The sequence below is a fragment of the Streptococcus oralis genome (assembly GCF_019929345.1).
Taxonomy (GTDB): Bacteria; Bacillota; Bacilli; order Lactobacillales; family Streptococcaceae; genus Streptococcus.
In genome coordinates this window covers 46,281-73,065 of the sequence record NZ_JAHZPJ010000013.1, presented here as the reverse complement: position 1 = coordinate 73,065, position 26,785 = coordinate 46,281, and the positions used below count along the sequence as shown (strand labels likewise).

Here is a 26,785-nt window from a genome sequence, read left to right as displayed (position 1 = left end):
TTCTGTTTCCGAGAGTGAGGAACCAAGTATTTTAGAATCAGAATCGATTTCTGAAAGTTCTTCTGATTTTGTCTCAGAAAGCGAAAGCTACAGTGATTCAGCCTCACAAGAACTTATCGCCTCTGTTTCCATCAGCACTATAGATTCTGTTTCCGAGAGTGAGGAACCAAGTATTTTAGAATCAGAATCGATTTCTGAAAGTTCTTCTGATTTTGTCTCAGAAAGTGAGAGCTACAGTGAATCAGCTTCACAAGAACATATCAACTCTGTTTCCATCAGCACTATGGCTTCTGTTTCCGAGAGTGAGGAAACAAGTATTTTAGAATCAGAATCGATTTCTGAAAGTTCTTCAGATTTTGTCTTAGAAAGTGAGAGCTACAGTGATTCAGTTTCACAAGAACTCATCACCTCTGTTTCCATCAGCACTATAGATTCTGTTTCCGAGAGTGAAGAACCAAGCATTTTAGAATCAGAATCGATTTCTGAAAGTTCTTCAGATTTTGTCTCAGAAAGTGAAAGCTACAGTGAATCAGCTTCACAACACTTCAGCGACTCTGTTTCGTTCAGCGCCTCAGACCTTATCTCAGAGAGTGAGGAAGCTAGTGTTTCAGAAAGTGAGGAAATATTTATTACCGAACCTATCTTTGATAGTTCTTCAGATGAAGTGGATTCAAAACATCTAGTTAATTTAGTAGAAGTTGAAGATAATGTAGGTGAGTTTGTGGATGAGACAAATCCCCCGGTAGCTCTGCCAACGGAGGATTTGGAGAATGAAAATTCATGGATGGGACAAGAGAGGGAAGAGGATATGCAAAAATCAGCTTCTCAGCAACTATCTCGTGAGTTTAAAAATGTCGTAAGTGGATTATCTGGTTTGAGCTCTATTATTCATAACAAGGGCGGAAAGAATCATTCAATAGATAATAATATTTTTGAATAATAACAATCTAAATTATAAAGAAAAAATAAAAGGAGTCGTCATGATTAGAAATTTTTTGTCAAATAGCGGGAAAGGTTTAGGAACAACAGATGTTCTTCCAGTTGGTGAATTTCGTGGAGGGGTATTGCACGGGAAAATCGACTATAAAACAGTGCCACTGGGTTTTTATGATTTATTAGAGCAAGCTAAGCCGATTAGTTCAAGAGACTATAGTGAAGATTTGAATTTGATTCAATCCATGGGCTTTAATGCTTATCGCCTCTCTATCTCTTGGGCTCGCCTATTTCCAACAGGAGAAGAGTTAGAACCAAGTGAGGAAGGATTGAAGTACTATGAAACAATCATTGACGAAGTTCTGAAAAAAGATATCGAACCAATTGTTACGCTCAGCCATTTTGATATCCCTCTTAATCTACATGAAAAGTATGGTGCTTGGAGAAATCGTAAGATGATTGAACTTTTTGAGCGCTATGCAGAAGCTGTTTTCCATTACTTTAAAGATAAGGTGAGATACTGGATTACATTCAATGAGTTTAATGTTTTGCACCATTTACCATTTTTAGGTGGAGGATTATTATTTGAAAATAGAGATGATCGGGAACAGCTGATTTGGCAAGCGGCTCATTATCAATTGGTTGCTTCTGCTCGTGTCGTTCAATTAGGTAAAACAATCAACCCAGAGTTTCAATTTGGCGGAATGCTTGTTGTTAGTCAAAACTATAGCCAGCAAATTGACAGTGCTATAGATGCTATGGAAGCTGAAGTTAAGAATCGTGAAAATTATTTATTTACGGATGTTCAAGTTCGTGGTTACTATCCGAACCATTTCTTGCGTCGCTTGGAGCGTGAACAGATTTCTTTGGATATTACAGACGAAGACCTTTCTAGCTTAAATAGAGGTACAGTTGATTTTATAAGCTTTAGTTACCATGCATCTAATAACTCTGAAGAAGTTTTTGCTGATAAGTATGTAGCTGAGACTAGCACAAAAAAATCAGCTGATCCAGTTGGCCTTCGTTTGGTTATGAATGGTTTATATGACCGTTACCAAAAAGCATTGTTTGTCGTAGAAGATGAATTAGTTTTAGGCGGTCCAGATAACTCTGTTATGGAAGAATTGCAAACAAATATTCAAGAAATCGTTAAAACAGTAGAGTTTGATGGTGTTGAACTCTTAGGTTATACACCTCTCAGCTGGGTGGAACTTGATTTTTAAAGTAAAATTGAAACTACACTATTGAATGTTACCTCGAAAATTAGAGGCTCTTTGTCAACTGTAGTAGGTTGAAGTCAGCTAAGATTTAGAAAGGACGAATTTCGTCCTTTCTTTTTTGATGTTTAGAGCAATGAAGATTCTAGTTTTAAAGTTTTTAAAGTTACAAAAGCCGAAACGTTGCGTTTTATGGATTTAATGATATTATTCGTAGCTTATAGTTTTGCATTGAGTAGGGCAGTTCCAGTGCGTTATTGATCTTTTCGTTATCTTTCAAAAGGGTCTTAAAAACAGTTAGAAAAATAGGATTTACACAAGAAATGGTATCTTCAATGAATCCAAAGAAATGATTCGCCTGTTTCTCTTGAAAATGAAAAAGCAAGAGTTGATAAAGATCATAGTGGGATTTTAGATCTTTGGAATAGCTCAAAAGCTTGTCTAGAATCTCTTTATTCGTCAAGTGCATGCGAAAAGTAGGGCGATAAAACGTTTATCGCTGAGTTTACAGTTATTCTGTTGGATGAGCTTCCAGTAGCGTTTGATAGCTTTGTTGTTTCAAAAAATAAATCAAAAAAATTTTTTGATTTCATAAACATTTCATATTTGGATTTTATAATAGTCTTACAAATATGGAGGTGACAAATGAATCCAATCCAAAGAGCTTGGGCTTATGTCAGCAGAAAACGACTGAGAAGTTTTATTTTATTTCTGATTTTATTTGTCCTTTTAGCAGGAATTTCAGCCTGTTTGACTCTGATGAAGTCCAACAAAACAGTAGAAAGCAATCTTTACAAATCACTCAATACTTCTTTTTCTATCAAAAAGATAGAAAATGGACAGACCTTCAAATTGTCTGACCTAACATCCGTGAGCAAGATTAAGGGACTGGAAAATATCTCTCCTGAGCTCGAGACGGTCGCAAAACTGAAAGACAAGGAAGCGGTGAGTGGTGAGCAGAGCGTAGAACGTGATGATTTGTCAGCCGCGGACAAGAACTTGGTTAGCTTAATGGCTCTCGAGGATTCATCCAAGGATGTCACCTTTACCAGCTCGGCTTTCAATCTAAAAGAAGGGCGACACCTTCAAAAAGGGGACTCCAAGAAAATCCTCATCCACGAGGAGTTGGCCAAGAAGAATGGTCTTTCGCTTCACGACAAGATTCGCTTGGACGCTGGTCAGTCTGAAGCTGGAAAAGGACAAACAGTTGAGTTTGAGATTGTCGGCATCTTTTCTGGTAAAAAACAAGAGAAATTCACAGGCTTGTCTTCTGACTTTAGTGAAAACCAAGTCTTTACAGACTATGAAAGTAGCCAAAACCTTCTGGGAAATAGTGAACCGCAGGTCAGTGCAGCTCGCTTCTATATAGAAAATCCTAAGGAAATGGACGGACTCATGAAGCAGGTAGAAAACTTGGCTTTAGAAAGTCAAGGCTACCAAGTCGAGAAGGAAGACAAGGCCTTTGAACAAATCAAAGACTCAGTTGCAACCTTCCAAACTTTCCTCACCATCTTCCTTTATGGGATGTTGATAGCTGGAGCTGGAGCCCTAATTTTGGTCTTGTCACTCTGGTTGAGAGAAAGGGTCTACGAAGTGGGGATTTTACTCGCACTTGGAAAAAGCAAGATCTCAATCTTCCTACAATTCTGTTTAGAGGTAGTTTTGGTATCACTCGGAGCTTTGCTTCCATCATTTATCGCTGGAAATGCCATTACATCTTACCTGCTTCAAACTGTACTAGCAAGTGGAGATCAGGCAACCTTACAAGACACGCTAGCTAAAGCAAGCGGTCTATCAACTAGTCTCCTATCCTTTGCAGAATCCTATGTCTTTCTGCTCCTGATTGGTTGCTTGTCTGTAGCCCTTTGTTTCCTATTCTTATTTAGAAAATCACCTAAGGAAATTTTATCATCTATTAGTTAATACTCTTCGAAAATCAAATTCAAACCGCGTCAGCTTCGCTTTGCCGTACTCAAGTACAGCCTGCAACTAGCTTCCTAGTTTGCTCTTTGATTTTCATTGAGTATAAGAAGGAGAAATCATGACTTTATTACAATTGCAAGATGTTACCTACCGTTATAAGAACACTGCTGAAGCAGTTTTATATCAGATCAAGTATAATTTTGAACCCGGGAAATTTTATAGTATCATTGGTGAGTCAGGAGCAGGAAAATCCACTCTCTTGTCCCTACTTGCTGGTCTAGATAGTCCTGTCGAAGGTTCTATCCTTTTCCAAGGAGAGGACATTCGGAACAAGGGATATTCTTACCATCGCATGCACCATATTTCTCTGGTCTTTCAAAATTATAATTTGATTGATTACCTTTCTCCGCTGGAAAATATCCGCTTGGTCAACAAAAAGGCAAGCAAGGATACGCTTCTTGAGCTTGGTTTGGATGAAAGTCAGATCAAGCGGAATGTTCTCCAGTTATCAGGTGGGCAACAGCAACGTGTAGCCATCGCTCGCAGTTTGGTATCAGAAGCTCCAGTTATTCTAGCTGATGAGCCAACAGGAAATCTGGACCCTAAAACTGCTGGAGATATTATCGAACTACTCAAATCACTTGCTGAGAAAACAGGTAAATGTGTGATCGTCGTCACCCACAGTAAAGAAGTGGCACAAGCATCAGATATTACACTTGAATTGAAGAATAAGAAACTGACTGAAACTCGCAATACTACTAAATAATATGAGCTTGTTTTGATAGAATTATTAAATCAAATCTAGAAAGGGAACCTATGTTACACAACGCATTTGCCTATGTTACAAGGAAGTTTTTCAAATCGATTGTTATCTTCCTGATTATTCTCCTCATGGCGAGCTTGAGTTTGGTCGGTTTGTCGATCAAGGGAGCTACTGCCAAGGCTTCTCAGGAGACCTTTAAAAATATCACCAATAGCTTCTCCATGCAAATCAATCGTCGCGTCAATCAAGGAACGCCACGTGGTGCTGGGAATATCAAGGGTGAGGATATCAAAAAAATCACTGAAAATAAGGCCATCGAGTCTTATGTTAAACGTATCAACGCTATCGGAGATTTGACTGGATATGAGCTTATCGAAACGCCAGAAACCAAGAAAAATCTCACTGCTGACCGTGCTAAACGTTTTGGAAGTAGCTTGATGATTACAGGTGTCAATGACTCCTCTAAAGAAGACAAGTTTGTCTCTGGTTCTTATAAACTGGTCGAGGGAGAACACTTAACCAACGACGACAAGGACAAGATCCTTATGCACAAGGACTTGGCAGCCAAACACGGCTGGAAAATTGGGGACAAGGTTAAACTGGACTCCAACATCTACGATGCAGATAATGAAAAAGGTGCCAAGGAAACAGTCGAAGTGACAATCAAGGGTCTCTTTGATGGTCACAATAAGTCGGCAGTTACCTACTCACAAGAGCTTTACGAAAACACAGCTATCACAGACATCCATACGGCGGCTAAACTATATGGTTATACAGAAGACACAGCCATTTATGGGGACGCAACCTTCTTTGTAACAGCAGACAAGAACTTGGATGATGTCATGAAAGAATTGAATGGTATCAGTGGAATCAACTGGAAAAGCTACACACTTGTGAAGAGTTCCTCTAACTACCCAGCTCTAGAGCAATCCATCTCTGGTATGTACAAGATGGCCAACCTCCTTTTCTGGGGTAGCTTGAGCTTCTCAGTCCTTCTCCTTGCCCTCTTACTCAGTCTTTGGATCAACGCCCGTCGCAAGGAAGTGGGAATTCTCCTCTCTATCGGTCTCAAGCAGGCAAGTATCTTGGGTCAATTCATCACCGAATCGATCTTGATTGCCATCCCTGCTCTCATTTCTGCTTACTTCCTAGCTAACTATACAGCTCGTGCAATCGGAAACACCGTCCTTGCCAATGTCACTTCAGGTGTTGCCAAGCAAGCCAGCAAGGCAGCTCAAGCCTCTAACCTTGGTGGTGGTGCAGAAGTAGATGGCTTTAGCAAGACCTTGTCGAGCCTAGACATTTCCATTCAGACATCAGACTTTATCATCGTCTTTGTTCTTGCCTTGGTTCTAGTGGTTCTCGTTATGGCGCTTGCTTCAAGCAATCTCCTTAGAAAACAACCCAAAGAGCTCTTGCTGGATAGCGAATAAAAAACTTGCTACCTATTCTCCCCTAAATGGGGTATAATATAGGTAGCATTTTTATCTATTTCATCTTCATATTGAGATGAAACAGAAAGATTTACAAGAAATTTAAAGGAATGTGAAAGATTTTTCTATGAAAATTTTAATTGTAGAAGATGAAGAGATGATCCGCGAGGGGATCAGTGACTATTTGACAGATTGTGGTTATGAGACCATTCAGGCTGCGGACGGCGAAGAAGCCCTAGAACAATTTTCCAGCTATGAAGTAGCACTAGTTTTACTGGATATCCAGATGCCCAAGCTCAATGGTTTAGAAGTCCTAGCTGAGATTCGTAAGAGCAGTCAGGTTCCTGTCCTGATGCTAACCGCCTTTCAGGATGAAGAATACAAGATGAGTGCCTTTGCTTCGCTAGCTGATGGCTATCTGGAAAAGCCATTCTCTCTCTCCCTTCTAAAAGTGAGAGTAGATGCAATTTTTAAGCGCTACTACGATACGGGACGAACCTTTTCCTATAAGGATACCAAGGTGGACTTTGAAAGCTATAGTGCAACCCTATCAGGAGAAGAAGTGGCTATCAATGCCAAAGAGTTGGAAATTCTAGACTATCTGGTGAAAAATGAAGGACGGGCCTTGACTCGTTCTCAGATAATCGATGCTGTCTGGAAGGCGACAGATGAAGTTCCCTTTGACCGTGTTATTGATGTCTATATCAAAGAACTGCGGAAAAAGCTAGACCTGGATTGTATCCTCACTGTGCGCAATGTTGGTTATAAATTGGAGAGAAAATGAAACGAACAGGTTTATTTACAAAGATTTTTATCTATACCTTCTCTATTTTTAGTGTTCTGGTTATTTGTCTTCATTTAGCCATTTATTTTCTCTTTCCCTCTACTTATCTGAGCCATCGTCAGGAAACCATTGGCCAAAAAGCGACTGCTATTGCCCAATCCCTAGACGGAAAAGATAGGCAAAGTATCGAGCAAGTATTAGACTTGTATTCCCAGACTAGTGATATCAAGGGGGCCGTCAAGGGAGAGATGACTGAGGACAAGTTAGAAGTCAAGGACAACCTTCCCTTGGACACGGACCGTCAAACTACTTCCCTCTTTATCGAGGAGCGTGAGGTGAAAACGCAAGATGGTAGCACCATGACTCTCCAGTTTCTAGCTTCCATGGATTTGCAAAAGGAAGCAGAGCAGATTAGTCTTCAGTTTCTTCCCTATACCTTGCTGGCATCCTTTCTAATTTCCCTCTTGGTGGCCTACATCTATGCTCGGACCATTGTTGCCCCAATCTTGGAAATCAAGCGGGTGACCCGTCGGATGATGGATCTGGATGCTCAAGTGCGATTGCGCGTGGATTCTAAGGATGAGATAGGTGATCTCAAGGAACAAATCAATAGCCTATACCAGCATCTTTTGACTGTTATTGCGGACTTGCATGACAAGAATGAAGCTATTCTCCAGCTGGAAAAGATGAAGGTTGAGTTCCTACGAGGGGCTTCTCATGAATTGAAAACACCACTGGCTAGTTTGAAGATTCTAATCGAAAATATGAAAGAAAATATCGGTCGTTATAAGGATAGAGACCACTATCTTGGAGTTGCCTTGGGGATTGTGGACGACCTCAGTCACCACGTTCTCCAGATATTGTCTCTTTCTTCTGTACAGGAATTGCGAGAGGAGAAAGAAGAGGTTGACCTCCTTCAAATGACACAAAGTCTAGTCAAGGATTATGCTTTGCTCGCCAAGGAGAAAGAACTTCAGATAGACAATCGCTTGACCCATCAGCAGGCTTACATAAACCCATCTGTCATGAAACTAATCCTATCGAATCTCATCAGTAATGCTATCAAGCACTCCACTCTAGGCGGCTTGATCCGTATCGGAGAAAGAGAAGGGGAACTCTTTATCGAGAATAGCTGTAGTCCTGAAGAACAAGAAAAATTGGCCCAGTCTTTTTCTGAAAATGCCAGTCGCAAGGCTAAGGGTTCGGGGATGGGACTCTTTGTGGTCAAAAGTTTATTAGAACACGAGAAATTACCTTATCATTTTGAGATGCAAGATGATCGATTGAGCTTCTTCATACGTTATCCCAAAGTCACTCAGGACTAAGGATAAGAAAGGGTTTACATTGATTGGATTGGAAGAAATTCAATCTAAAGTATGGGAAAAACTAGCTTTTTTTATCAAAAAGTGATAAAATGAACAATGTAAATGGGATGTCCCAAAAAATATATAGGAGGCCTGACAAATGGCAATCGTTTCAGCAGAAAAATTTGTCCAAGCAGCTCGTGACAACGGTTATGCAGTTGGTGGATTTAACACAAACAACCTTGAGTGGACTCAAGCTATCTTGCGTGCAGCAGAAGCTAAAAAAGCTCCAGTTTTGATCCAAACTTCAATGGGTGCTGCTAAATACATGGGTGGTTACAAAGTTGCTCGCAACTTGATCGCTAACCTTGTTGAATCAATGGGTATCACTGTACCAGTAGCTATCCACCTTGACCACGGTCACTACGAAGATGCACTTGAGTGTATTCAAGTTGGTTATACTTCAGTTATGTTTGACGGTTCACACCTTCCAGTTGAAGAAAACCTTGAAAAAGCTCGTAAAGTTGTAGAATTTGCTCACGCAAATGGTGTATCAGTAGAAGCTGAAGTTGGAACTATCGGTGGTGAAGAAGACGGAATCATCGGTGATGGTGAATTGGCTCCAATCGAAGATGCTAAAGCAATGGTTGCAACTGGTATCGACTTCTTGGCAGCTGGTATCGGTAACATCCACGGTCCATACCCTGCAAACTGGAAAGGTCTTCACCTTGACCACTTGCAAAAATTGACTGAAGCTGTACCAGGATTCCCAATCGTATTGCACGGTGGATCAGGTATTCCTGATGACCAAATCCAAGCAGCTATCAAACTTGGTGTTGCGAAAGTTAACGTTAACACTGAATGCCAAATCGCATTCGCTAACGCAACTCGTAAATTTGCTCGTGACTACGAAGCAAACGAAGCAGAATACGACAAGAAGAAACTCTTCGACCCACGTAAATTCTTGGCTGACGGTGTAAAAGCTATCCAAGCATCAGTTGAAGAACGTATCGACGTATTCGGTTCAGAAGGTAAAGCTTAATCTAGCTGAACAATACAAATCAGAAACCTGCCCATTGGGTGGGTTTTTTGCTTAAACGACAAGTTATTGTCGTACAAATAAAAATAAGCAAAAACGATTAGATGATTGTTCGTCTTTTGCTTATTATTTTATTTTTACGAAATAAATATTATTTCTTATCTTTTGAGTTCTTTAAGGCTGCAACGACTGTTGCCCCAATAATTGGTGCAAGCGAAGCAATGATTCTAGAAGCATTTTTAACAGTAGAAGTAGTTGCAATTAATGAAGATGCTTCACTAATTTGTTCTAAATCTATAGATCTTTTCTCAGATACTGCATATTTTTCTGATTCATCAAAAAAATTTAGCAACAACTCTGCTCTATCAGCTCTGTCTGGATCTGTCGTTTTTAAATTTTCAATTTCAAAATCTATTACGGTACGTAATGCAATATAGTGGAGTTTTGTTAATCTACTTTTTTGAGTTTCAAGATTACGGATGGTTTGTTTAGTAACTCCTATAAGAATGCTGAGATCTGAACTTGTCCAATTCAAAATCTCTCGAATAGCTCTTAAGTTATTTTGTAGAATTGCTCTTGTATCTTCTGTTGATGGATATTTTTCTTTTAACATATCTTTTTACCTATAATTTTCTACTTCTATTATAACAAAAAAAATAAAATATTTAAATTGTTGTCTAGGTAAAAAATTTTTTATATGACAAAAATTTATAATATAATAAAATAATTGACAAATAAAAAATATTGTGCTATGTTATTATTAACTCAATAAGAGGAGAAGTAGAATCTAATTCAGATAATTATAGGAAAACCATTTATAAAAAGTTAAGAGGAGTGTTTTTATGGATATTCAATTGGTGTTTATCTTATTGTTAATTTCTTTGTGTTTCTTTCTATTGATTAGAAAGAACATAATTACTAAAAAGTTTACGGACTTTTTGATAAACAATAAAGGACCAGAACTAGATTTTTTAAAATCTGGTGACTTAAGTGTTTTAGAATGTGCAAAAATACTAAACAAAAAATACAAAATTGGACTGATTAACTCCTATATTGTAGTTAATTCAATAAAAATCAGATAAAATTGAAATAAAAAAGTGGGAAAGAAATGAAAATTAATACGCGAAGAATCAAAGATCAAGCAAATAGTGCATTAAACATTACCATGAAAGTATCAAAATCTGTTGGCAAAAGTATGTCAAAAGGTGGGAGGGAATGTCTAAATTTTGTTGTAAACAATCCTGAATTTATATTAATTATTTTAAGTTTGATAACTAACAAGAATAGCCTTAATCAAAGACGGATTAATGAATTGGAAGATACAGAGCAAGACAGATCACTAGATGATTCAACCTTTTCTGAACTGCTACAAGAAGAACAAGCTATTAATCATTTTTATCCTGATGAAAGAAAATCTCCTTGTGTACATTTATATCATCTAGGCGAAAATACTTTTGTAAGAGGAGGAACAGAACTAGAAAAAGAGGAATTCCGTAAAGAGAATAACTTGTAGTTTCACACTCTATATTTGATTGAAATATAATTTAAAAAGGACAAAGAGAGGTAATTTTATGTCAAAATTATATACATGTGAAGAATGTGGTGGAGAGTTCACTAAGAGAGAGCTTAATTGGGATGGTAGTGATCATATTGATGGAGTATACTATTGCAAAGACTGCTTTCGTTTTTTAGAACAGTGTGGGATTGATGCAATGGATCCTGATGGATTTGGATACGATGAGTATGGAAATTGGGATCAAGAACGTTTAGGTTTTTAGATTTTTGTGAGTTTTGATTTACTGCATTAGATATATTTTTAATTAATTTAATCAACTGACCTGCCCCTAAGGGCAGGTTTTTTGGTGTTCTAGGGAAATTATCAAACCAGAATTTTTGATTAAAACGATTATTATAAGAGAGAAATTTTCAATTTCATAAACTTCAGGCAAACGCTTGCATTTCTTTTTTTATTGGACTATAATAGGTTGGTATAAAGCCTTCTGTAAGAATAACAATTAGAAAGTTTAGAAAGTAAGGATTTAGAATATTTGTAGTCAAAAATACAATTTTGCTATTCCTTACGGTAGGGAGATAGATATGGCAATGATAGAAGTGGAACATCTTCAGAAAAATTTTGTGAAGACAGTAAAGGAGCCGGGGTTAAAGGGGGCTTTGCGCTCCTTTACACATCCTGAAAAGCAGACCTTTGAAGCAGTCAAGGATTTGACTTTTGAGGTACCAAAAGGCCAGATTCTAGGCTTTATCGGAGCTAATGGTGCTGGGAAGTCAACAACCATCAAAATGCTGACAGGGATTTTAAAACCGACATCTGGTTTTTGTCGGATTAATGGCAAGATTCCGCAGGATAATCGCCAGGATTATGTTAAGGATATTGGAGTGGTTTTTGGACAACGCACCCAGCTATGGTGGGATTTGGCACTGCAAGAGACCTACACGGTTTTGAAAGAGATTTACGATGTGCCGGACTCGCTATTCCACAAGCGCATGGATTTTTTGAATGAAGTCTTGGATTTGAAGGATTTTATCAAAGATCCCGTGCGAACTCTTTCACTTGGTCAACGGATGCGGGCGGATATTGCAGCTTCCTTGCTCCACAATCCCAAGGTTCTCTTTTTAGATGAGCCGACCATTGGTCTGGATGTTTCGGTTAAGGATAACATTCGTCGGGCCATCACCCAGATCAATCAAGAGGAAGAAACAACCATTCTCTTGACCACTCATGACCTGAGTGATATTGAGCAACTCTGTGATCGGATTTTTATGATTGACAAGGGGCAGGAGATTTTTGATGGAACGGTTAGCCAGCTCAAGGAAACCTTTGGCAAGATGAAGACTCTCTCCTTTGAACTGCTACCAGGTCAAAGTCATCTCGCCTCTCAGTTTGAAGGCTTGCCTGATATGACCATTGAAAGACAAGGAAATAGCCTCAACATTCAATACGATAGTTCCCGCTACCAGTCGGCCGATATTATCAAGCAAACCCTGTCTGATTTTGAAATCCGCGATTTGAAGATGCTGGATACGGATATTGAGGATATTATCCGTCGCTTCTACCGAAAGGAGCTCTAAGATGGTCAAATTGTGGCGACGTTATAAACCCTTTATCAATGCAGGGATTCAGGAGTTGATTACCTATCGAGTCAACTTTCTTCTTTATCGGATTGGCGATGTCATGGGTGCTTTTGTGGAATTTTATCTCTGGAAGGCTGTCTTTGATTCCTCGCAGGAGTCTTTGATTCAGGGTTTCAGTATGGCAGATATCACCCTCTACATCATCATGAGTTTTGTGACTAATTTATTAACTGAGTCAGATAGCTCCTTTATGATCGGTGATGAGGTAAAAGATGGCTCTATTATCATGCGCTTATTAAGACCAGTCCATTTTGCGGCCTCTTATCTTTTCACCGAGCTTGGTTCCAAGTGGTTGATTTTTATCTCTGTTGGCCTGCCATTTTTAAGTGTCATTGTTTTGATGAAAATCTTATCAGGACAAGGAATTGTAGAAGTGCTGGGATTAACCATCCTTTATCTCTTTAGCTTAACCCTAGCCTATCTGATCAATTTTTTCTTTAATATCTGTTTTGGTTTTTCTGCCTTTGTATTTAAAAATCTATGGGGTTCTCAAGTATTTAAGGCTTCTCTAGTATCCTTTATGTCTGGAAGTCTGATTCCCTTGGCTTTCTTTCCGAAAATCGTTTCAGATATTCTGTCCTTCTTGCCTTTTTCATCCTTGATTTATACTCCCGTTATGATTGTTGTTGGAAAATACGATGCCAGTCAGATTCTTCAGGCGCTTTTGCTACAGTTCTTCTGGCTCATAGTGATGGTGGGCTTGTCTCAGTTGATTTGGAAACGAGTCCAGTCCTTTATCACCATTCAGGGAGGTTAGTATGAAAAAATACCAACGTATGCATCTGATTTTTATCAGACAATATATCAAGCAAATCATGGAATACAAGGTGGATTTTGTGGTTGGTGTCTTGGGAGTCTTTCTGACCCAAGGTTTGAACCTCTTGTTTCTCAATGTACTCTTTCAACATATCCCCTCGCTTGAAGGCTGGACCTTTCAAGAAATAGCCTTTATCTATGGTTTTTCCTTGATTCCCAAGGGATTGGACCATCTCTTTTTTGACAATCTCTGGGCACTGGGGCAACGATTGGTGAGAAAGGGAGAGTTTGACAAGTACCTGACGCGTCCTATCAATCCTCTTTTTCACATTCTGGTTGAGACCTTTCAGATTGATGCCTTGGGTGAACTTTTGGTCGGAGGTATTTTGCTAGCGACAACAGTATCAAGCATTGCTTGGACTCTTCCCAAATTCCTGCTTTTCTTAGTCTGTATCCCCTTTGCGACCTTGATTTATACTTCCTTGAAAATCGCGACAGCCAGTATCGCTTTTTGGACTAAGCAGTCAGGTGCTATGATTTATATTTTTTATATGTTTAATGACTTTGCTAAGTACCCAATTTCGATATACAATTCCCTTCTTCGTTGGTTGATTAGCTTTATCGTACCTTTCGCCTTTACAGCCTACTATCCAGCTAGCTATTTCTTGCAGGACAAAGACGGGCTCTTTAACATTGGTGGGTTAATTGTGATTTCTCTTGTCTTCTTTGTCATTTCTTTGAAACTCTGGGACAGGGGCTTAGATGCCTACGAAAGTGCGGGTTCTTAAGATATAAAATAGGATGAGAGTTAAAAATTAAATATGTTACAAACAACCGTTGAAAATTATTGCGGTTGTTTTTGCATGTTTATTAAGGCATGAATTCTATCCATACCCCTTTTTGCGATTTTGGTAATTATTCCAGTTGATTGCTACTATTTTTGATGGTAGGAATGAGTTTATATTGTACCCAGTTAACTACGAAAGTTTTGGGTTTATATTTTTTAAGGTACATTAAAAAAAAAATTAATGCGTGTTAATTTTTCTTGACTTAAATTTTTTTAATTGATATACTATTTTTCAGAGAGCTAACAATTATATATAAATGTACTACTCTATCCCACTAGATAATACGTCATAAAACTTTTTATAACAAAGGCTAGCAAAGTTAAAGTTTTCTATCTATTGGGTTTAAAATAAAAAATGAAGGAATTATAATGAAAAAAAGTACGGTATTGTCATTAACTACTGCTGCAGTTATTTTAGCAGCATATGCCCCAAATGAGGTAATTTTAGCAGATGCACCTAGTTCTGAAGATGCTTTAAGAATTTCTGATAAAGAAAAAGTAGTAGCAGATAAAGAAACAGAAAACAATGAACAATCTGAAGATATTCATAATGTTATAGAAACTTCAAAGGATACTGAGGAGAAGAAGACAACAGTTGTTGAGGAAAAAGAAGTTGTTAGTAGAAAGTCTGAGATAGACAAAAAAACTAGTAACGAAGGAGCAAGTATCAAAGAAGACTCCAATCAATCCAAAGGAGATGATGCGGACTCATTTGTAAATAAAGATACAGAAAATCCGAAAAAAGAAGATAAACTTGTCTATATTGCTGAATTTAAAGATAAAGAATCTGGAGAAAAAGTAATTAAGGAACTATCCAATCTTAAGGATACAAAAGTTTTATATACCTATAATACAATTTTTAATGGCACCGCCATTGAAACAACTCCAGATAATTTGGACAAAATTAAACAAATAGAAGGTGTTTCGTCGGTTGAACGATCACAAAAACTCCAACCAATGTTGAATCATGCCAGAAAGGAAATTGGAGTTGAGGAAGCTATTGATTACCTAAAGTCTATTAATGCTCCATTCGGGAAAAATTTTGATGGTAGAGGTATGGTCATTTCAAATATCGATACTGGAACAGATTATAGGCATAAGGCTATGAGGATCGATGATGATGCCAAAGACTCAATGAAATTTAAAAAAGAGGATTTAAAAGGCACTGATAAAAATTATTGGTTGAGTGATAAAATCCCTCATGCGTTCAATTATTATAATGGTGGTAAAATCACTGTAGAAAAATATGATGATGGAAGGGATTATTTTGACCCACATGGGATGCATATTGCAGGGATTCTTGCTGGAAATGATACTGAAAAAGACATCAAGAACTTTAATGGCATAGATGGAATTGCGCCTAATGCACAAATTTTCTCTTATAAAATGTACTCTGACGCAGTATCTGGGTTTGCGGGTGATGAAACAATGTTTCATGCTATTGAAGATTCGATCAAACACAATGTCGATGTTGTTTCGGTATCATCTGGTTTTACAGGAACAGGTCTTGTAGGCGAGAAATATTGGGAGGCTATTAGAGCATTAAGAAAAGCAGGAATCCCAATGGTTGTTGCTACAGGTAACTTTGCGACTTCTGCTTCAAGTTCTTCTTGGGATTTAGTAGCCAATAATAATCTGAAAATGACAGATACTGGAAATGTAACACGAACTGCCGCACATGAAGATGCAATAGCGGTCGCTTCTGCTAAAAATCAAACCATTGAGTTTGATAAGGTTAACATTGGAGGACAAAGTTTTAAATACAGAAATATAGGAGCTTTTTTCGATAAAAATAAAATCCTAACAAATGAGGATGGGTCAAAAACTCCAAATAAATTAAAATTTGTATATATAGGCAAAGGTCAAGACCAAGATTTGATAGGATTGGATCTTAAGGGCAAAATTGCAGTAATGGATAGAATTTATACCAAGGATTTAAAAGATGCTTTTAAAAGAGCTATGGATAAAGGCGCACGTGCCATTATGGTTGTAAATACTGTAAATTACTACAATAGAGATAATTGGACAGACCTTCCAGCTATGGGATATGAAGCGGATGAAGGGACTAAAAGTCAAGTATTTTCAATTTCAGGAGATGATGGTGTAAAATTATGGAACATGATTAACCCTGATAAAAAAACTGAAGTTAAAAGAAATAATAAGGAAGATTTTAAAGATAACTTAGAACAATACTATCCAATTGATATGGAAAGCTATAATTCTAATAAACCGAATGTAGGTGATGAAAAAGAAATTGACTTTAAATTTGCACCTGACACAGACAAAGAACTTTATAAAGAAGATATTATAGTTCCAGCAGGGTCTACATCTTGGGGGCCAAGAACAGATTTGCTTTTAAAACCGGATGTTTCAGCACCTGGTAAAAATATTAAATCCACTCTAAATGTTATTAATGGTAAATCTACTTATGGTTATATGTCAGGAACTAGCATGGCAACTCCAATTGTAGCAGCTTCTACTGTTTTGATTCGACCCAAATTAAAGGAATTGCTTGAAAGACCTGTCTTGAAAAATCTTAAGGGAGATGACAAAATAGACCTTACAAGTCTTACAAAAATAGCTCTACAAAATACTGCAAGACCTATGATGGATGCAACCTCTTGGAAAGAAAAGAGTCAATACTTTGCATCGCCTAGACAGCAGGGAGCGGGACTAATTAATGTTGCCAACGCTTTGAGAAATGAAGTTGTAGCAACTTTCAAAAATACAGATTCTAAAGGTTTGGTAAATTCATATGGTTCCATTTCTCTTAAAGAAATAAAAGGTGATAAAAAATACTTTACAATTAAGCTTCACAATACCTCAAACAGACCTTTAACATTTAAAGTTTCTGCATCAACTGTAACTACAGATGCTCTAACTGATAGACTAAAACTCGATGAAACATATAAAGATGAAAAATCTCCGGACGGGAAGCAAATTGTTCCAGAAATTCACCCAGAAAAAGTCAAAGGAGCAAATATCACATTTGAGCATGACACTTTCACTATAGGCCCAAATTCCAGCTTTGATTTAAATGCAGTTATAAATGTTGGAGAAGCAAAAAATAAAAATAAATTTGTAGAATCATTTATTCATTTTGAGTCAGTGGAAGAAATGGAAGCTCTAAACTCCAACGGGAAGAAAATAAATTTCCAACCTTCTTTATCGATGCCTCTAATGGGATTTGCAGGGAATTGGAACCACGAACCAATCCTTGATAAATGGGCCTGGGAAGAAGGGTCAAAATCAAAAGCGATGGAAGGTTATGATGATGATGGTAAACCAAAAATTCCAGGTACCTTAAATAAGGGGATTGGTGGAGAACATGGTATAGATAAATTTAATCCAGCAGGAGTTATACAAAATAGAAAAGATAAAAATATAACATCCCTAGATCAAAATCCAGAATTATTTGCTTTCAATAACGAAGGAATCAACGCACCGTCATCAAGTGGTTCTAATATTGCTAAAATTTATCCTTTAGATTCAAATGGAAATCCTCAAGATGCTCAACTTGAGAGAGGATTAACGCCTTCTCCACTTGTATTAAGAAGTGCAGAAGAAGGAGTGATTTCAATAGTAAATACAAATAAAGAAGGAGAAAATCAAAGAGACTTAAAAGTCATTTCGAGAGAACACTTTATTAAAGGAATTTTAAACTCTAAAAGAAATGATGCAAAGGGCATTAAATCATCTAAACTAAAAGTTTGGGGTGACTTGAAATGGGATGGACTCATTTATAACCCTAGAGGTAGAGAAGAAAATGCCCCAGAAAGTAATGACAAAAAAGATCCTGCTACTAAGATACGAGGACAATTTGAACCGATTGCGGAAGGCCAATATTTCTATAAATTTAAATATAGATTAACCAAGGATTACCCATGGCAAGTTTCCTATATTCCTGTAAAAATTGATAACACACCTCCAAAGATTGTTTCAATTGATTTTTCAAATCCTGAAAAAATTAAGTTAATTACAAAGGATACTTATCACAAGGTCAAAGAGCAATATAAGAATGAAACGCTATTTGCGAGAGATCAAAAAGAACATCCTGAAAAATTTGACGAGATTGCCAATGAAGTTTGGTATGCTGGCGCCGCTCTTGTTAATGAAGATGGAGAGGTTGAGAAAAATCTTGAAGTAACTTATGCAGGTGAGGGTCAAGGAAGAAATAGGAAACTTGACAAAGACGGAAATACCATTTATGAAATTAAAGGTGCAGGAGATTTAAGAGGCAAAATCATTGAAGTGATTGCATTAGACGGTTCTAGCAATTTCACAAAGATTCATAGAATTAAATTTGCTGATCATGCTGATGAAAAGGGGATGATTTCCTATTATCTAGTAGATCCTGATCAAGATTCATCTAAATACCAAAAGCTTGGCGAGATTTCCGAATCTAAATTTAAAAATTTAGAAAATAGAAAAGAGGATAGTCTTAAAAAAGATACAACGGAAGTAGAACATCATCAAGAAAATGAAGAGGCTACCGAAGAAAAATCTAGCTTGACTATTCATAAAACAATTTCAACAATTAGAGACTTTGAAAGCAAAGATTTAAAGAAACTCATTAAAAAGAAATTTAGAGAAGTTGATGACTTTACAAGTGAAACTGGTAAGAGAATAGAGGAATACGATTATAAATACGATGATAAGGGAAATATCATTGCATATGATGATGGTAGTGCCTTAGAATATGAAACTGAAAAACTTGATGAAATCAAATCAAAAATTTATGGCATTCTAAACCCATCTAAAGATGGACACTTTGAAATTCTTGGAAAGATCAGTAATGTTTCTAAAAATGCCAAGGTATATTATGGAAATAACTATAAATCTATAGAAATCAAAACGACCAAGTATGATTCCCACTCAAAAACGATGACATTTGATTTATACGCTAATATTAATGATATTGTGGATGGATTAGCTTTTGCAGGAGATATGAGATTCTTTGTTAAAGATGATGGTCGGATAAAAGCTGAAACTAAAATTAGAATGCCTGAAAAAATTAAAGAAACTAAATCAGAATATCCGTATGCATCAAGTTATGGGAATGTAATAGAATTAGGAGAAGGAGATCTTTCAAAAAATAAACCAAACAATTTAACGGACATGGAATCTGGTAAAATCTATTCTGATTCAGAAAAACAACAATATCTGTTAAAGGATAACATCATTCTAAGAAAAGGCTATGCACTAAAAGTGACTACCTATAATCCTGGGAAAACGGATATGTTAGAAGGGAATGGAGTCTATAGCAAGGAAGATATAGCAAAAATCCAAAAGGCCAATCCTAATCTAAGAGTCTTATCAGAAACAACAATTTATGCTGATAGTAGAAATGTTGAAGATGGAAGAAGTACTCAATCAGTATTAATGTCGGCTTTGGACGGCTTTAACATTGTAAGATATCAAGTGTTTACATTTAAAATGAATGATAAAGGGGAGGCAATCGATAAAGATGGCAATCTTGTGACAGATCCTTCTAAACTGGTATTATTTGGTAAGGATGGTAAAGAGTACACAGGAGAGGATAAGTCCAACATCGAAGCTATAAAAGAAGATGGCTCTACGTTATTTATTGATGCAAAACCAGTAAATCTTTCAATGGACAAGAACTACTTTAATCCATCTAAAACTAATAAAATTTATGTACGAAATCCAGAATTCTATTTAAGAGGTAAGATTTCTGATAAGGGTGGTTTTAACTGGGAGTTGAGAGTTAATGAATCGGTTGTAGATAATTATTTAATCTATGGAGATTTACACATTGATAACACTAGAGATTTTAACATTAAGCTTAATGTTAAAGACGGTGACATCATGGACTGGGGAATGAAAGACTATAAAGCAAACGGATTTCCAGATAAGGTAACAGATATGGATGGAAATGTTTATCTTCAAACTGGCTATAGCGATTTGAATGCGAAAGCGGTTGGAGTACACTATCAATTCTTATATGATAATGTAAAACCTGAAGTAAGCATTGATCCTAAGGGAAATACTAGTATCGAATATGCTAACGGAAAATCTGTAGTCTTTAACATCAATGATAAAAGAAATAATGGATTCGATGGTGAGATTCAAGAACAACATATTTATGTAAATGGAAAAGAATATAAATCATTTAATGATATTAAACAACTAACAGATAAGACACTAAACATTAAGATTGTTGTAAAAGATTTTGCAAGAAATACAACCGTAAAAGAATTCATTTTAAACAAAGATACGGGGGAGGTAAGCGAACTAAAACCTCATAGGGTAACCGTGACCATTCAAAATGGAAAAGAAATGAGTTCAACGATAGTGTCGGAAGAAGATTTTATGTTACCTGTCTATAAGGGTGAATTAGAAAAAGGATACCAATTTGATGGTTGGGAAATTTCTGGTTTCGAAGGGAAAAAAGACGCCGGCTATGTTCTTAATCTATCAAAAGATACCTTTATAAAACCTGTATTCAAGAAAATAGAGGAGAAAAAGGAGGAGGAAAATAAACCTACTTTTGATGTATCGAAAAAGAAAGAAAAAACACAATCTGATTCAACTAATGATGTCAACAGTATTGTTTCTGATGAAAATGATAAAAACTTTGAAATTAACAAGAAAGTTTATCTAAATGAAAAAGGGAACTTAACTAATAAAAATACCAACATCAATAGTAAATCAACTATTAACAATCCTAATGAGTTGCCAAAAACCGGAACAGCAAGCGGAGCCCAGACACTATTAGCTGCCGGAATAATGTTTATAGTAGGAGCTTTTCTTGGATTGAAGAAAAAAAATAAAGATTAAGACAAAAGCTATAGAAAAAATGGTTTATGTACTGAGATTAGATAGTGAGGTGATGACATAGTTTTGTGAAAATATTGATTTATAAATATATTATTTAGATTTCTATGAAAATGGGAGATTTTAAAGAGATATATATAAAAGCCTTGTCTCAGGACAGGCTTTTTCTAATGGTGATGAAAATCTCTTGACATCTATTTTCAGAGTGCTATACTAAAAGAGTAGTCGCCGATTTAGCTCAGTTGGTAGAGCAACGCACTCGTAACGCGTAGGTCACAGGTTCGATCCCTGCAATCGGCAGAATGAAGAAGCCCTAATGGGTTTCTTTTTTGTAAACACAGAAAAGATGAAATATTTGAGATGGCTTCTGTTTAAAAAACATACCTTCGACTTATGAAAAAATAATTACAAACGGTAGTTTATATTTTGTGGTATAATGTATTGTAATAAATACTTGTTTTGCTACCAATCTAGAGATGTTTTTATAGTGAATTATTCTAGCAATTTTTGCTTAGATTTTTTAAAAAAGTCATAAAAATTCATGGATAGTAACGAATGAAGTCTCGTAAGCTTGCCTGAATATAAATCAAAAAGGAGAAAATTATGAATAAGAAAGAACGGGAAAAACAATTTGAAGAGGTCAATGGACCTAAGCGGTCTGAATCAAAGTCGGCTCCAAATATAAAAATCTATATCGGGATAGTCCTCGGTATTTTGGTTGCTCTAATCCTAGTAAGTATTTTCTCATATTCTCTGATTGGAAAGAAAGAGTCAAATCAAGCATCGTCTTCAGTTTCAACTACAGAGACAACAAGTCAAGCGTCTACAAGCCAAGGAAAAACGGATGAGACTGATAAGGATAAACAAGAGGAAATTCAAAAACTCAAGAATCAACTGGCTGATTTGGACACCAAGATTACTGAAGCAGAAGCACTTGTTAGCAAGCTAAAGAAAGAAACTGCCGTTCCAAAACTAGATATTGAAGCAATCAAGAACAATGATTTGTCTAGTTTAGAAGGCACTTGGCGTAGTCAATCTGGCAATGAATACATTATTACGAATTCTGGAGAAGTAGATGCGACTTGGTTTACAAATGATCAAAAGTACGAATCTGTAGTTGGATTAAAGGTATCAAAAGGTCAAGATAGTCGTAACCCTGAGACAGCGTCTATCAGTGCATGGGTAAAAGATTCTGTTGCTGGAGGATTTGTAGTAGTTGCTGTTCCAAGTGGAGTTGTTATGCAACCTGGTGATGATGGAAAGATTACGGATAAAAGTAATCATGCTGAGGAAAGACTTTTTTCTGGACAACAATATGAAGCGATGTTAATGAAACCAGAAGATGTTTACTATCGTGTGAAACCAGATACCAGTAAACTTGAGGAAGAAGAAAAGAATTTAGCTCAACTGCAAGCTGATCGTGAAGCAATCAAATCTTCTCTAGAATCTAAGAAAAAGAAAAACTAGTTTAGAATCAAACTTTAGATTATCATCGTTCAGAACTGCTCTTGTACTCGGCAAAATCAAGAAGCCCTAATGGGCTTCTTTCTTTATCACTACTATTCAACCACTTAGACCGAGATATAGACCAGATAGGCAAAAGGCCTTGTTCTTGAAAAAATCCTCTGCTATAATGATTCATGTAAGGGATGTGAGGAGTCAGTATCAGATAACTCAAGTCAATAAAAAAAGAAAATGGAGACAAAAAATGAAAAAATTATTAGGACTTGTATTCTTAGTAGCAGCAGCGCTCGTATTGTATTTAGGTTCTGTTGGATGGCCAAGTTTAGATATCAACCTCTGGTCACTGATTCCAGTTGGATTGTTCCTCTATTTCGCGCTAGAAAACTTTTTAAAAAAAGACTACAAAGCTAGCTTCATGTGCTTGATTATTGCCTTTATCATTGCAAATGCCATCTTGGATCTTTTGCCAATTTCAAGTGGTTTGGTGATTGGTGCCGGTGTGCTAGCTTGTGTAGGACTTGGCTACCTCTTTCCTGATAAAGATAAAAAAGAAGACAAATAGAAAAGTCTCGAGGTTTCTCGAGACTTTATTGTTATTTACCAGCGTAATATTTTTGGATACCTTTTACAATGCCTGCCACCAGCTTATCTTGGTAGTGGCTATCTCTGATTTGTTGGCTTTCGGTAAAATTATCCATATATCCAAGTTCCAGTAGGACAGCTGGTTTAGCTGTTTCACGTAGTACGGCAAAGCTACTTTCCAATAAGCCTGCATCCTTGGCTCCTGTTTCAGCTAGGAGTGAGGAGTGGATAGCAGCAGCAAGGCGTTTGCTTTCACTCATACGATCAGGGTGATTGTGCCAGTACTTATTTATCTTACTTGGATAATCAGGTTCATCACTATAGGAGTAGGTTTGAATACCGCTCGCTTTTGAGTATGAGCTACCAGTAGCATTGAAGTGAATACTGATAAAGATGTCAGAGTTGGTTTTATTAACCATGCGAGAACGTTCGGTAATAAAGTCAACGTCAATATCACTATCACGAGAAGTGAGAACCTTGTAGCCTAGTTCTTCTAACTTAGCACGAAGTTTACGGTAAATCTGCATGTTGAGATCTTTTTCAGCGACATTGTAGTAAAAGGCACCGGAATCCCGGCCACCATGTCCAGGATCTAGGAAGATAGTTTTACTGTATTGGCCTTTTACAAATCCACCTTCTGTTGAGACTTCAGAAATCCATTGGCCGTATTTTTGGAACAAATGTTCCTTTCCATCTATCTTGTAGGTTCCTGAAACATAATGTCCGCTATCGTCCAAATAGTAACGAGCCTTGTAATAGTCGTCGTAAATCCACTCATTCTTGGCCATATAACCACCAGACTTGAGATAGTAGGCTCCAATCCATTCACGAGCCGCGTAGGTCCCATTCGCTTTTAGATAGAACCAACTGTTGTAGGCCTTATCAAAGATCCACTCTTTTTCAGCCATGGCTCCACTAGATTTGAGGTAGTAGCTTCCTTTCCATTTATTGGAAAGCATGACTCCATTTTGTTCAAAAGCATACCAAGTTCCCTTGATTTTCTCCCATTTGTCTTGGCTATATTTCCCATATTCATTAGCGTAATACCAATTTTGATCAATCTTCACCCAAGAGTTTTCCGCCATAGCCCCGCTACTGCCGAGCAGGTAAGCACCAACGGTCGTTTTGCTGAGCATCACGCCGTTTTTATCAAAATAATACCAGGAACCGTTTACTTTTTCCCATTTGTCTTGTGAGATTCTGCCAGATGGTGTGACATAATACCAATTTTGGTCAACCCTCACCCAGCCACTCTCTGCCATAGCTCCACTTTTAGTGAGAAGGTAGCCATCAACGATTGTCTGACTGAGCATGATACCATCTTTGTCAAAGTAGTACCAAACTCCTCCGATTTTTTCCCATTTTTGCTGGATGATTTTTCCAGACTCATTGGCGTAGTACCATTTCCCTTCAAGATCTACCCAACTATTTTCTACCATGACCCCATCTTTATTGAGAACATAGCCATCAAAGATAGTATCACTAAGTCGATTTCCCTCTTGGTCAAAATAGTACCACTTATCTTGAATTTTTTTCCATTTGAGGACGGGCTGATTGTTTTCATAGAAACGCCACTGCTTATTTTCTTCCTGCCATCCTTCTTTTTTAGGGGGTTCTTCTTTTGTCCTGTCTTTTGGAAGTGTTGCAACCTCCTCCTCAGTTTTAGTTGAAAGATCCTTCTTATCTTCCTTAGAGTTGCTTTGTTCGGTGGTAGCAGGAGGATTAGCATTACTTTCCTCGGCGTAGATAGGTGCTTGGACAAATCCTGCCATTGAAAGGACAACAGCACTTGCCAATATGAACTTTTTCAACGATATTCTCCAATCATTATTTTCTAAGAAATATTATAAAATATGTCTGATGGTTTATCAACTATCAAACTGAACTTCTTCAAGTAGATACTCGATAAAGCGTTCGCCCATTTTGGATAGGCTGGTTTTTTCATGTTGGATATAGACTAGTTCAATGGGATCGTCTATGTCCAGTGGAATGGAAACGATATTGTCTCCATTGAGGTTGCTATTTAAAATCCCTGTCGCAATGGTATAACCATCCAAACCAATCAAGAGATTAAAGAGGGTGGCACGGTCGCTGACCACGATAGATTTCTTGTGGTGCTCTTGTGAAAGAATCTCTTCCGAAAAGTAGAAAGAATTGTGTGTCCCTTGGTCATAACTAAGGTAAGGGAAGTTCTCCAAGTCTTCTAGTTTCACCTTATCTTTCTTTGCCAGAGGGTTGGTCTTGCTGACAAAGATATGGGGCTGGGCTGTGAAGAGATGGTGGGCAAGCAGGTGGTTGTCATCCAGCATTTTCGTTAAAACATCACGGTTGTAGCTGTTTAAGAAGAGGACACCGACCTCACTACGGAAGTTTTTGACGTCGTCAATAATCTCCCAAGTCCGAGTTTCACGAAGGAAAAGCTCGTATTTTTCCATATCACTTTTCTTAAGTAGCGATACAAAGGCGTTGACCACAAAGGCATAGTGTTGAGACGAAACGCTAAAGAGTTCGCGGTGGGCGACAGGGTTTTTATAGCGTTCCTCCAGAAGCTGGGTTTGCTCGACAACCTGACGGGCATAGGAGAGAAACTCCATCCCATCACGAGTCAAGGTAATGCCCTTGGGATTGCGGATAAAGATTTCAATACCCATTTCATTTTCCAAGTCTCGAACGGCATTAGAGAGACTGGGTTGGGTGATAAAGAGTTGCTTGGCTGCTTCATTCATAGAGCCAGTTTCGACGATTTTGATAATATAGTGTAGTTGTTGAATTCTCATGCTTTTATTGTACCACACTTGCGGAAGAATGAGCAAAGAAGATGAAGGGAAGAGAGGAAAGGCCCAAACTGGTATTGAAAAAATGTCTAGAATCTGCTAAAATGGAAGCTATGAAAACATTCTATGATGTGCAGCAATTTCTCAAACAATTTGGCATTATTGTCTATGTGGGGAAGCGCTTGTATGATATTGAACTGATGAAGCTCGAACTCTCTCGAATCTATGATGCAGGTCTGATGGACAAGCTAGACTATCTAGAGGCGGAAGCTGTTCTTCGTAGAGAGCACAAGATAGAATTAGACTACATAGAGAAAAATGGAGATAAGAACTTATGACAATTTGGATTGTTTGGGGAATCGTACTGGCAATGGTGGCATGGATGGGGTATAACTACCTTCGTATTCGTCGTGCGGCTAAGATTGTGGACAATACGGACTTTGAAGCCTTGATTCGGAAAGGGCAATTGATTGATGTCCGTGAACCAGCAGAATTTCACAGAAAACATATCCTCGGAGCTCGCAATATTCCTTCAAATCAGTTGAAGTCAAGCCTTGCAGCCCTTCGCAAGGATAAACCTGTCCTTCTCTACGAAAATCAACGTGGACAACGAGTGACCAATGCAGCACTTTATTTGAAAAAACAAGGTTTCTCTGAGATTTATATCCTTTCTTATGGGTTGGATTCTTGGAACGGGAAGGTCAAGACGAGCTAAGGTCAAGGAAAAAGTTGATAAAGTCGGTCTCATATACTAAGTTAATAATCATTTTAAGGAATTTTTAGAAAATGCAAGAAAAGAAGAAAAACCCGCTTTTAGTGGGTATCCTATCTATCATTCTTAGTTTGTTATTTCCGTTGGGAGGTATTGGTTTAGGTATCACTGGTGTATTGTTTGCTAATGAACTTCAAAAAGAATCTGGCTTAGACTTTAAAACAGAGAGAATTGTATCTATTGTAGGTATTGTTCTTTCTGCTCTTAACTGGATTATTGGAATTTTCTTACACATGAATTAAA

Annotated in this window: 21 protein-coding genes, 1 tRNA gene and 2 pseudogenes; 20 read left to right on the top strand and 4 right to left on the bottom strand. The window is 37.4% G+C overall.

Annotated features, from left to right (window positions below; all coding sequences use genetic code 11):
* Both K1I97_RS08695 and K1I97_RS08690 read left to right on the top strand, forming a co-directional pair.
* A pseudogene (locus tag K1I97_RS08695) lies at positions 1-940 on the top strand (accessory Sec-dependent serine-rich glycoprotein adhesin); the annotation flags it as partial.
* Positions 941-980: 40 nt separating this feature from the next.
* The gene (locus tag K1I97_RS08690) at positions 981-2,156 is read left to right on the top strand and encodes a family 1 glycosylhydrolase (RefSeq protein WP_223332179.1); all 1,176 of its coding nucleotides are present in this window, start codon (positions 981-983) and stop codon (positions 2,154-2,156) included.
* A 78-nt stretch (positions 2,157-2,234) separates the two neighbouring features.
* On the opposite strand, the pseudogene K1I97_RS08685 reads toward K1I97_RS08690, so the two are convergent.
* Positions 2,235-2,702, bottom strand: a pseudogene (locus tag K1I97_RS08685) (transposase); the annotation flags it as partial.
* 93 nt (positions 2,703-2,795) lie between these two features.
* Here K1I97_RS08685 and K1I97_RS08680 point away from each other — a divergent pair.
* The 6 genes from K1I97_RS08680 to K1I97_RS08655 all read left to right on the top strand — a co-directional run bounded on the left by K1I97_RS08680 (position 2,796) and on the right by K1I97_RS08655 (position 9,399).
* Positions 2,796-4,073 (top strand): ABC transporter permease, encoded by a 1,278-nt coding sequence (locus K1I97_RS08680; RefSeq protein ID WP_223332178.1) that lies wholly within the window; start codon positions 2,796-2,798, stop codon positions 4,071-4,073.
* Positions 4,074-4,191: 118 nt separating this feature from the next.
* A complete protein-coding gene (gene vex2 / locus K1I97_RS08675) occupies positions 4,192-4,839 on the top strand; it encodes an ABC transporter ATP-binding subunit Vex2 (RefSeq protein ID WP_000173736.1) in 648 nt (215 codons plus the stop codon).
* Between the two features lie 50 nt (positions 4,840-4,889).
* Positions 4,890-6,269, top strand: a complete 1,380-nt coding sequence (gene vex3, locus K1I97_RS08670; protein WP_061417314.1) for an ABC transporter permease subunit Vex3 — start codon at positions 4,890-4,892, stop codon at positions 6,267-6,269.
* A 127-nt stretch (positions 6,270-6,396) separates the two neighbouring features.
* Positions 6,397-7,053, top strand: coding sequence for a response regulator transcription factor VncR (gene vncR, locus K1I97_RS08665; RefSeq protein WP_223332177.1), 657 nt, complete (start codon positions 6,397-6,399; stop codon positions 7,051-7,053).
* Positions 7,050-8,378, top strand: a complete 1,329-nt coding sequence (gene vncS / locus K1I97_RS08660) for a sensor histidine kinase VncS (RefSeq protein ID WP_223332176.1) — start codon at positions 7,050-7,052, stop codon at positions 8,376-8,378. The genes vncR and vncS overlap by 4 nt, the downstream gene beginning before the upstream one ends.
* A 139-nt stretch (positions 8,379-8,517) precedes the next feature.
* Positions 8,518-9,399 carry a class II fructose-bisphosphate aldolase gene (locus K1I97_RS08655; RefSeq protein ID WP_001019005.1) on the top strand — a complete coding sequence of 294 codons (882 nt, stop codon included), beginning with the start codon at positions 8,518-8,520 and terminating at the stop codon, positions 9,397-9,399.
* Between the two features lie 148 nt (positions 9,400-9,547).
* On the opposite strand, the gene K1I97_RS08650 is transcribed toward K1I97_RS08655, so the two are convergent.
* Complete coding sequence (locus tag K1I97_RS08650; RefSeq protein WP_223332175.1) at positions 9,548-10,009, bottom strand: helix-turn-helix transcriptional regulator; 462 nt, start codon at positions 10,007-10,009, stop codon at positions 9,548-9,550.
* Between the two features lie 495 nt (positions 10,010-10,504).
* On the opposite strand from K1I97_RS08650, the gene K1I97_RS08645 reads away from it, so the two are divergent.
* From K1I97_RS08645 to K1I97_RS08605, 9 genes are all read left to right on the top strand, one after another.
* Complete coding sequence (locus K1I97_RS08645) at positions 10,505-10,909, top strand: hypothetical protein (RefSeq protein WP_000700897.1); 405 nt, start codon at positions 10,505-10,507, stop codon at positions 10,907-10,909.
* 58 nt (positions 10,910-10,967) lie between these two features.
* Positions 10,968-11,174 carry a hypothetical protein gene (locus K1I97_RS08640; RefSeq protein WP_000041334.1) on the top strand — a complete coding sequence of 69 codons (207 nt, stop codon included), beginning with the start codon at positions 10,968-10,970 and terminating at the stop codon, positions 11,172-11,174.
* Between the two features lie 319 nt (positions 11,175-11,493).
* On the top strand, positions 11,494-12,486 hold the full coding sequence (locus K1I97_RS08635; RefSeq protein WP_223332174.1) for an ABC transporter ATP-binding protein: 993 nt from the start codon (positions 11,494-11,496) through the stop codon (positions 12,484-12,486).
* 1 nt (position 12,487) lies between these two features.
* On the top strand, positions 12,488-13,306 hold the full coding sequence (locus K1I97_RS08630) for an ABC transporter permease (RefSeq protein WP_223332173.1): 819 nt from the start codon (positions 12,488-12,490) through the stop codon (positions 13,304-13,306).
* A gap of 1 nt (position 13,307) precedes the next feature.
* On the top strand, positions 13,308-14,093 hold the full coding sequence (locus K1I97_RS08625; protein ID WP_070838062.1) for an ABC transporter permease: 786 nt from the start codon (positions 13,308-13,310) through the stop codon (positions 14,091-14,093).
* Positions 14,094-14,521: 428 nt separating this feature from the next.
* A complete protein-coding gene (locus tag K1I97_RS08620; protein ID WP_223332172.1) occupies positions 14,522-20,953 on the top strand; it encodes a S8 family peptidase in 6,432 nt (2,143 codons plus the stop codon).
* A gap of 224 nt (positions 20,954-21,177) precedes the next feature.
* Positions 21,178-21,250, top strand: a tRNA-Thr gene (locus K1I97_RS08615).
* 303 nt (positions 21,251-21,553) lie between these two features.
* Complete coding sequence (locus tag K1I97_RS08610) at positions 21,554-22,417, top strand: DUF6287 domain-containing protein (protein WP_223332171.1); 864 nt, start codon at positions 21,554-21,556, stop codon at positions 22,415-22,417.
* 241 nt (positions 22,418-22,658) lie between these two features.
* Positions 22,659-22,976 carry a LiaF transmembrane domain-containing protein gene (locus K1I97_RS08605; RefSeq protein WP_223332170.1) on the top strand — a complete coding sequence of 106 codons (318 nt, stop codon included), beginning with the start codon at positions 22,659-22,661 and terminating at the stop codon, positions 22,974-22,976.
* 31 nt (positions 22,977-23,007) lie between these two features.
* Here K1I97_RS08605 and K1I97_RS08600 read toward each other — a convergent pair whose 3' ends face one another.
* Together K1I97_RS08600 and K1I97_RS08595 are read right to left on the bottom strand one after the other, a co-directional pair.
* Entirely contained in the window at positions 23,008-24,807 is a 1,800-nt protein-coding gene (locus K1I97_RS08600; RefSeq protein WP_223332169.1) for an N-acetylmuramoyl-L-alanine amidase, read from the bottom strand.
* A 57-nt stretch (positions 24,808-24,864) separates the two neighbouring features.
* Positions 24,865-25,773, bottom strand: a complete 909-nt coding sequence (locus K1I97_RS08595) for a LysR family transcriptional regulator (RefSeq protein WP_001222589.1) — start codon at positions 25,771-25,773, stop codon at positions 24,865-24,867.
* A gap of 101 nt (positions 25,774-25,874) precedes the next feature.
* Between K1I97_RS08595 and K1I97_RS08590 the strand changes: the two genes are divergently transcribed.
* From K1I97_RS08590 to K1I97_RS08580, 3 genes are all read left to right on the top strand, one after another.
* On the top strand, positions 25,875-26,108 hold the full coding sequence (locus tag K1I97_RS08590) for a YqgQ family protein (RefSeq protein ID WP_002882495.1): 234 nt from the start codon (positions 25,875-25,877) through the stop codon (positions 26,106-26,108).
* Positions 26,105-26,485 (top strand): rhodanese-like domain-containing protein, encoded by a 381-nt coding sequence (locus tag K1I97_RS08585; RefSeq protein WP_223332168.1) that lies wholly within the window; start codon positions 26,105-26,107, stop codon positions 26,483-26,485. The genes K1I97_RS08590 and K1I97_RS08585 overlap by 4 nt, the downstream gene beginning before the upstream one ends.
* 71 nt (positions 26,486-26,556) lie before the next feature.
* Entirely contained in the window at positions 26,557-26,784 is a 228-nt protein-coding gene (locus K1I97_RS08580) for a DUF4190 domain-containing protein (RefSeq protein WP_173257712.1), read from the top strand.
* Position 26,785: the final 1 nt, after the last annotated feature.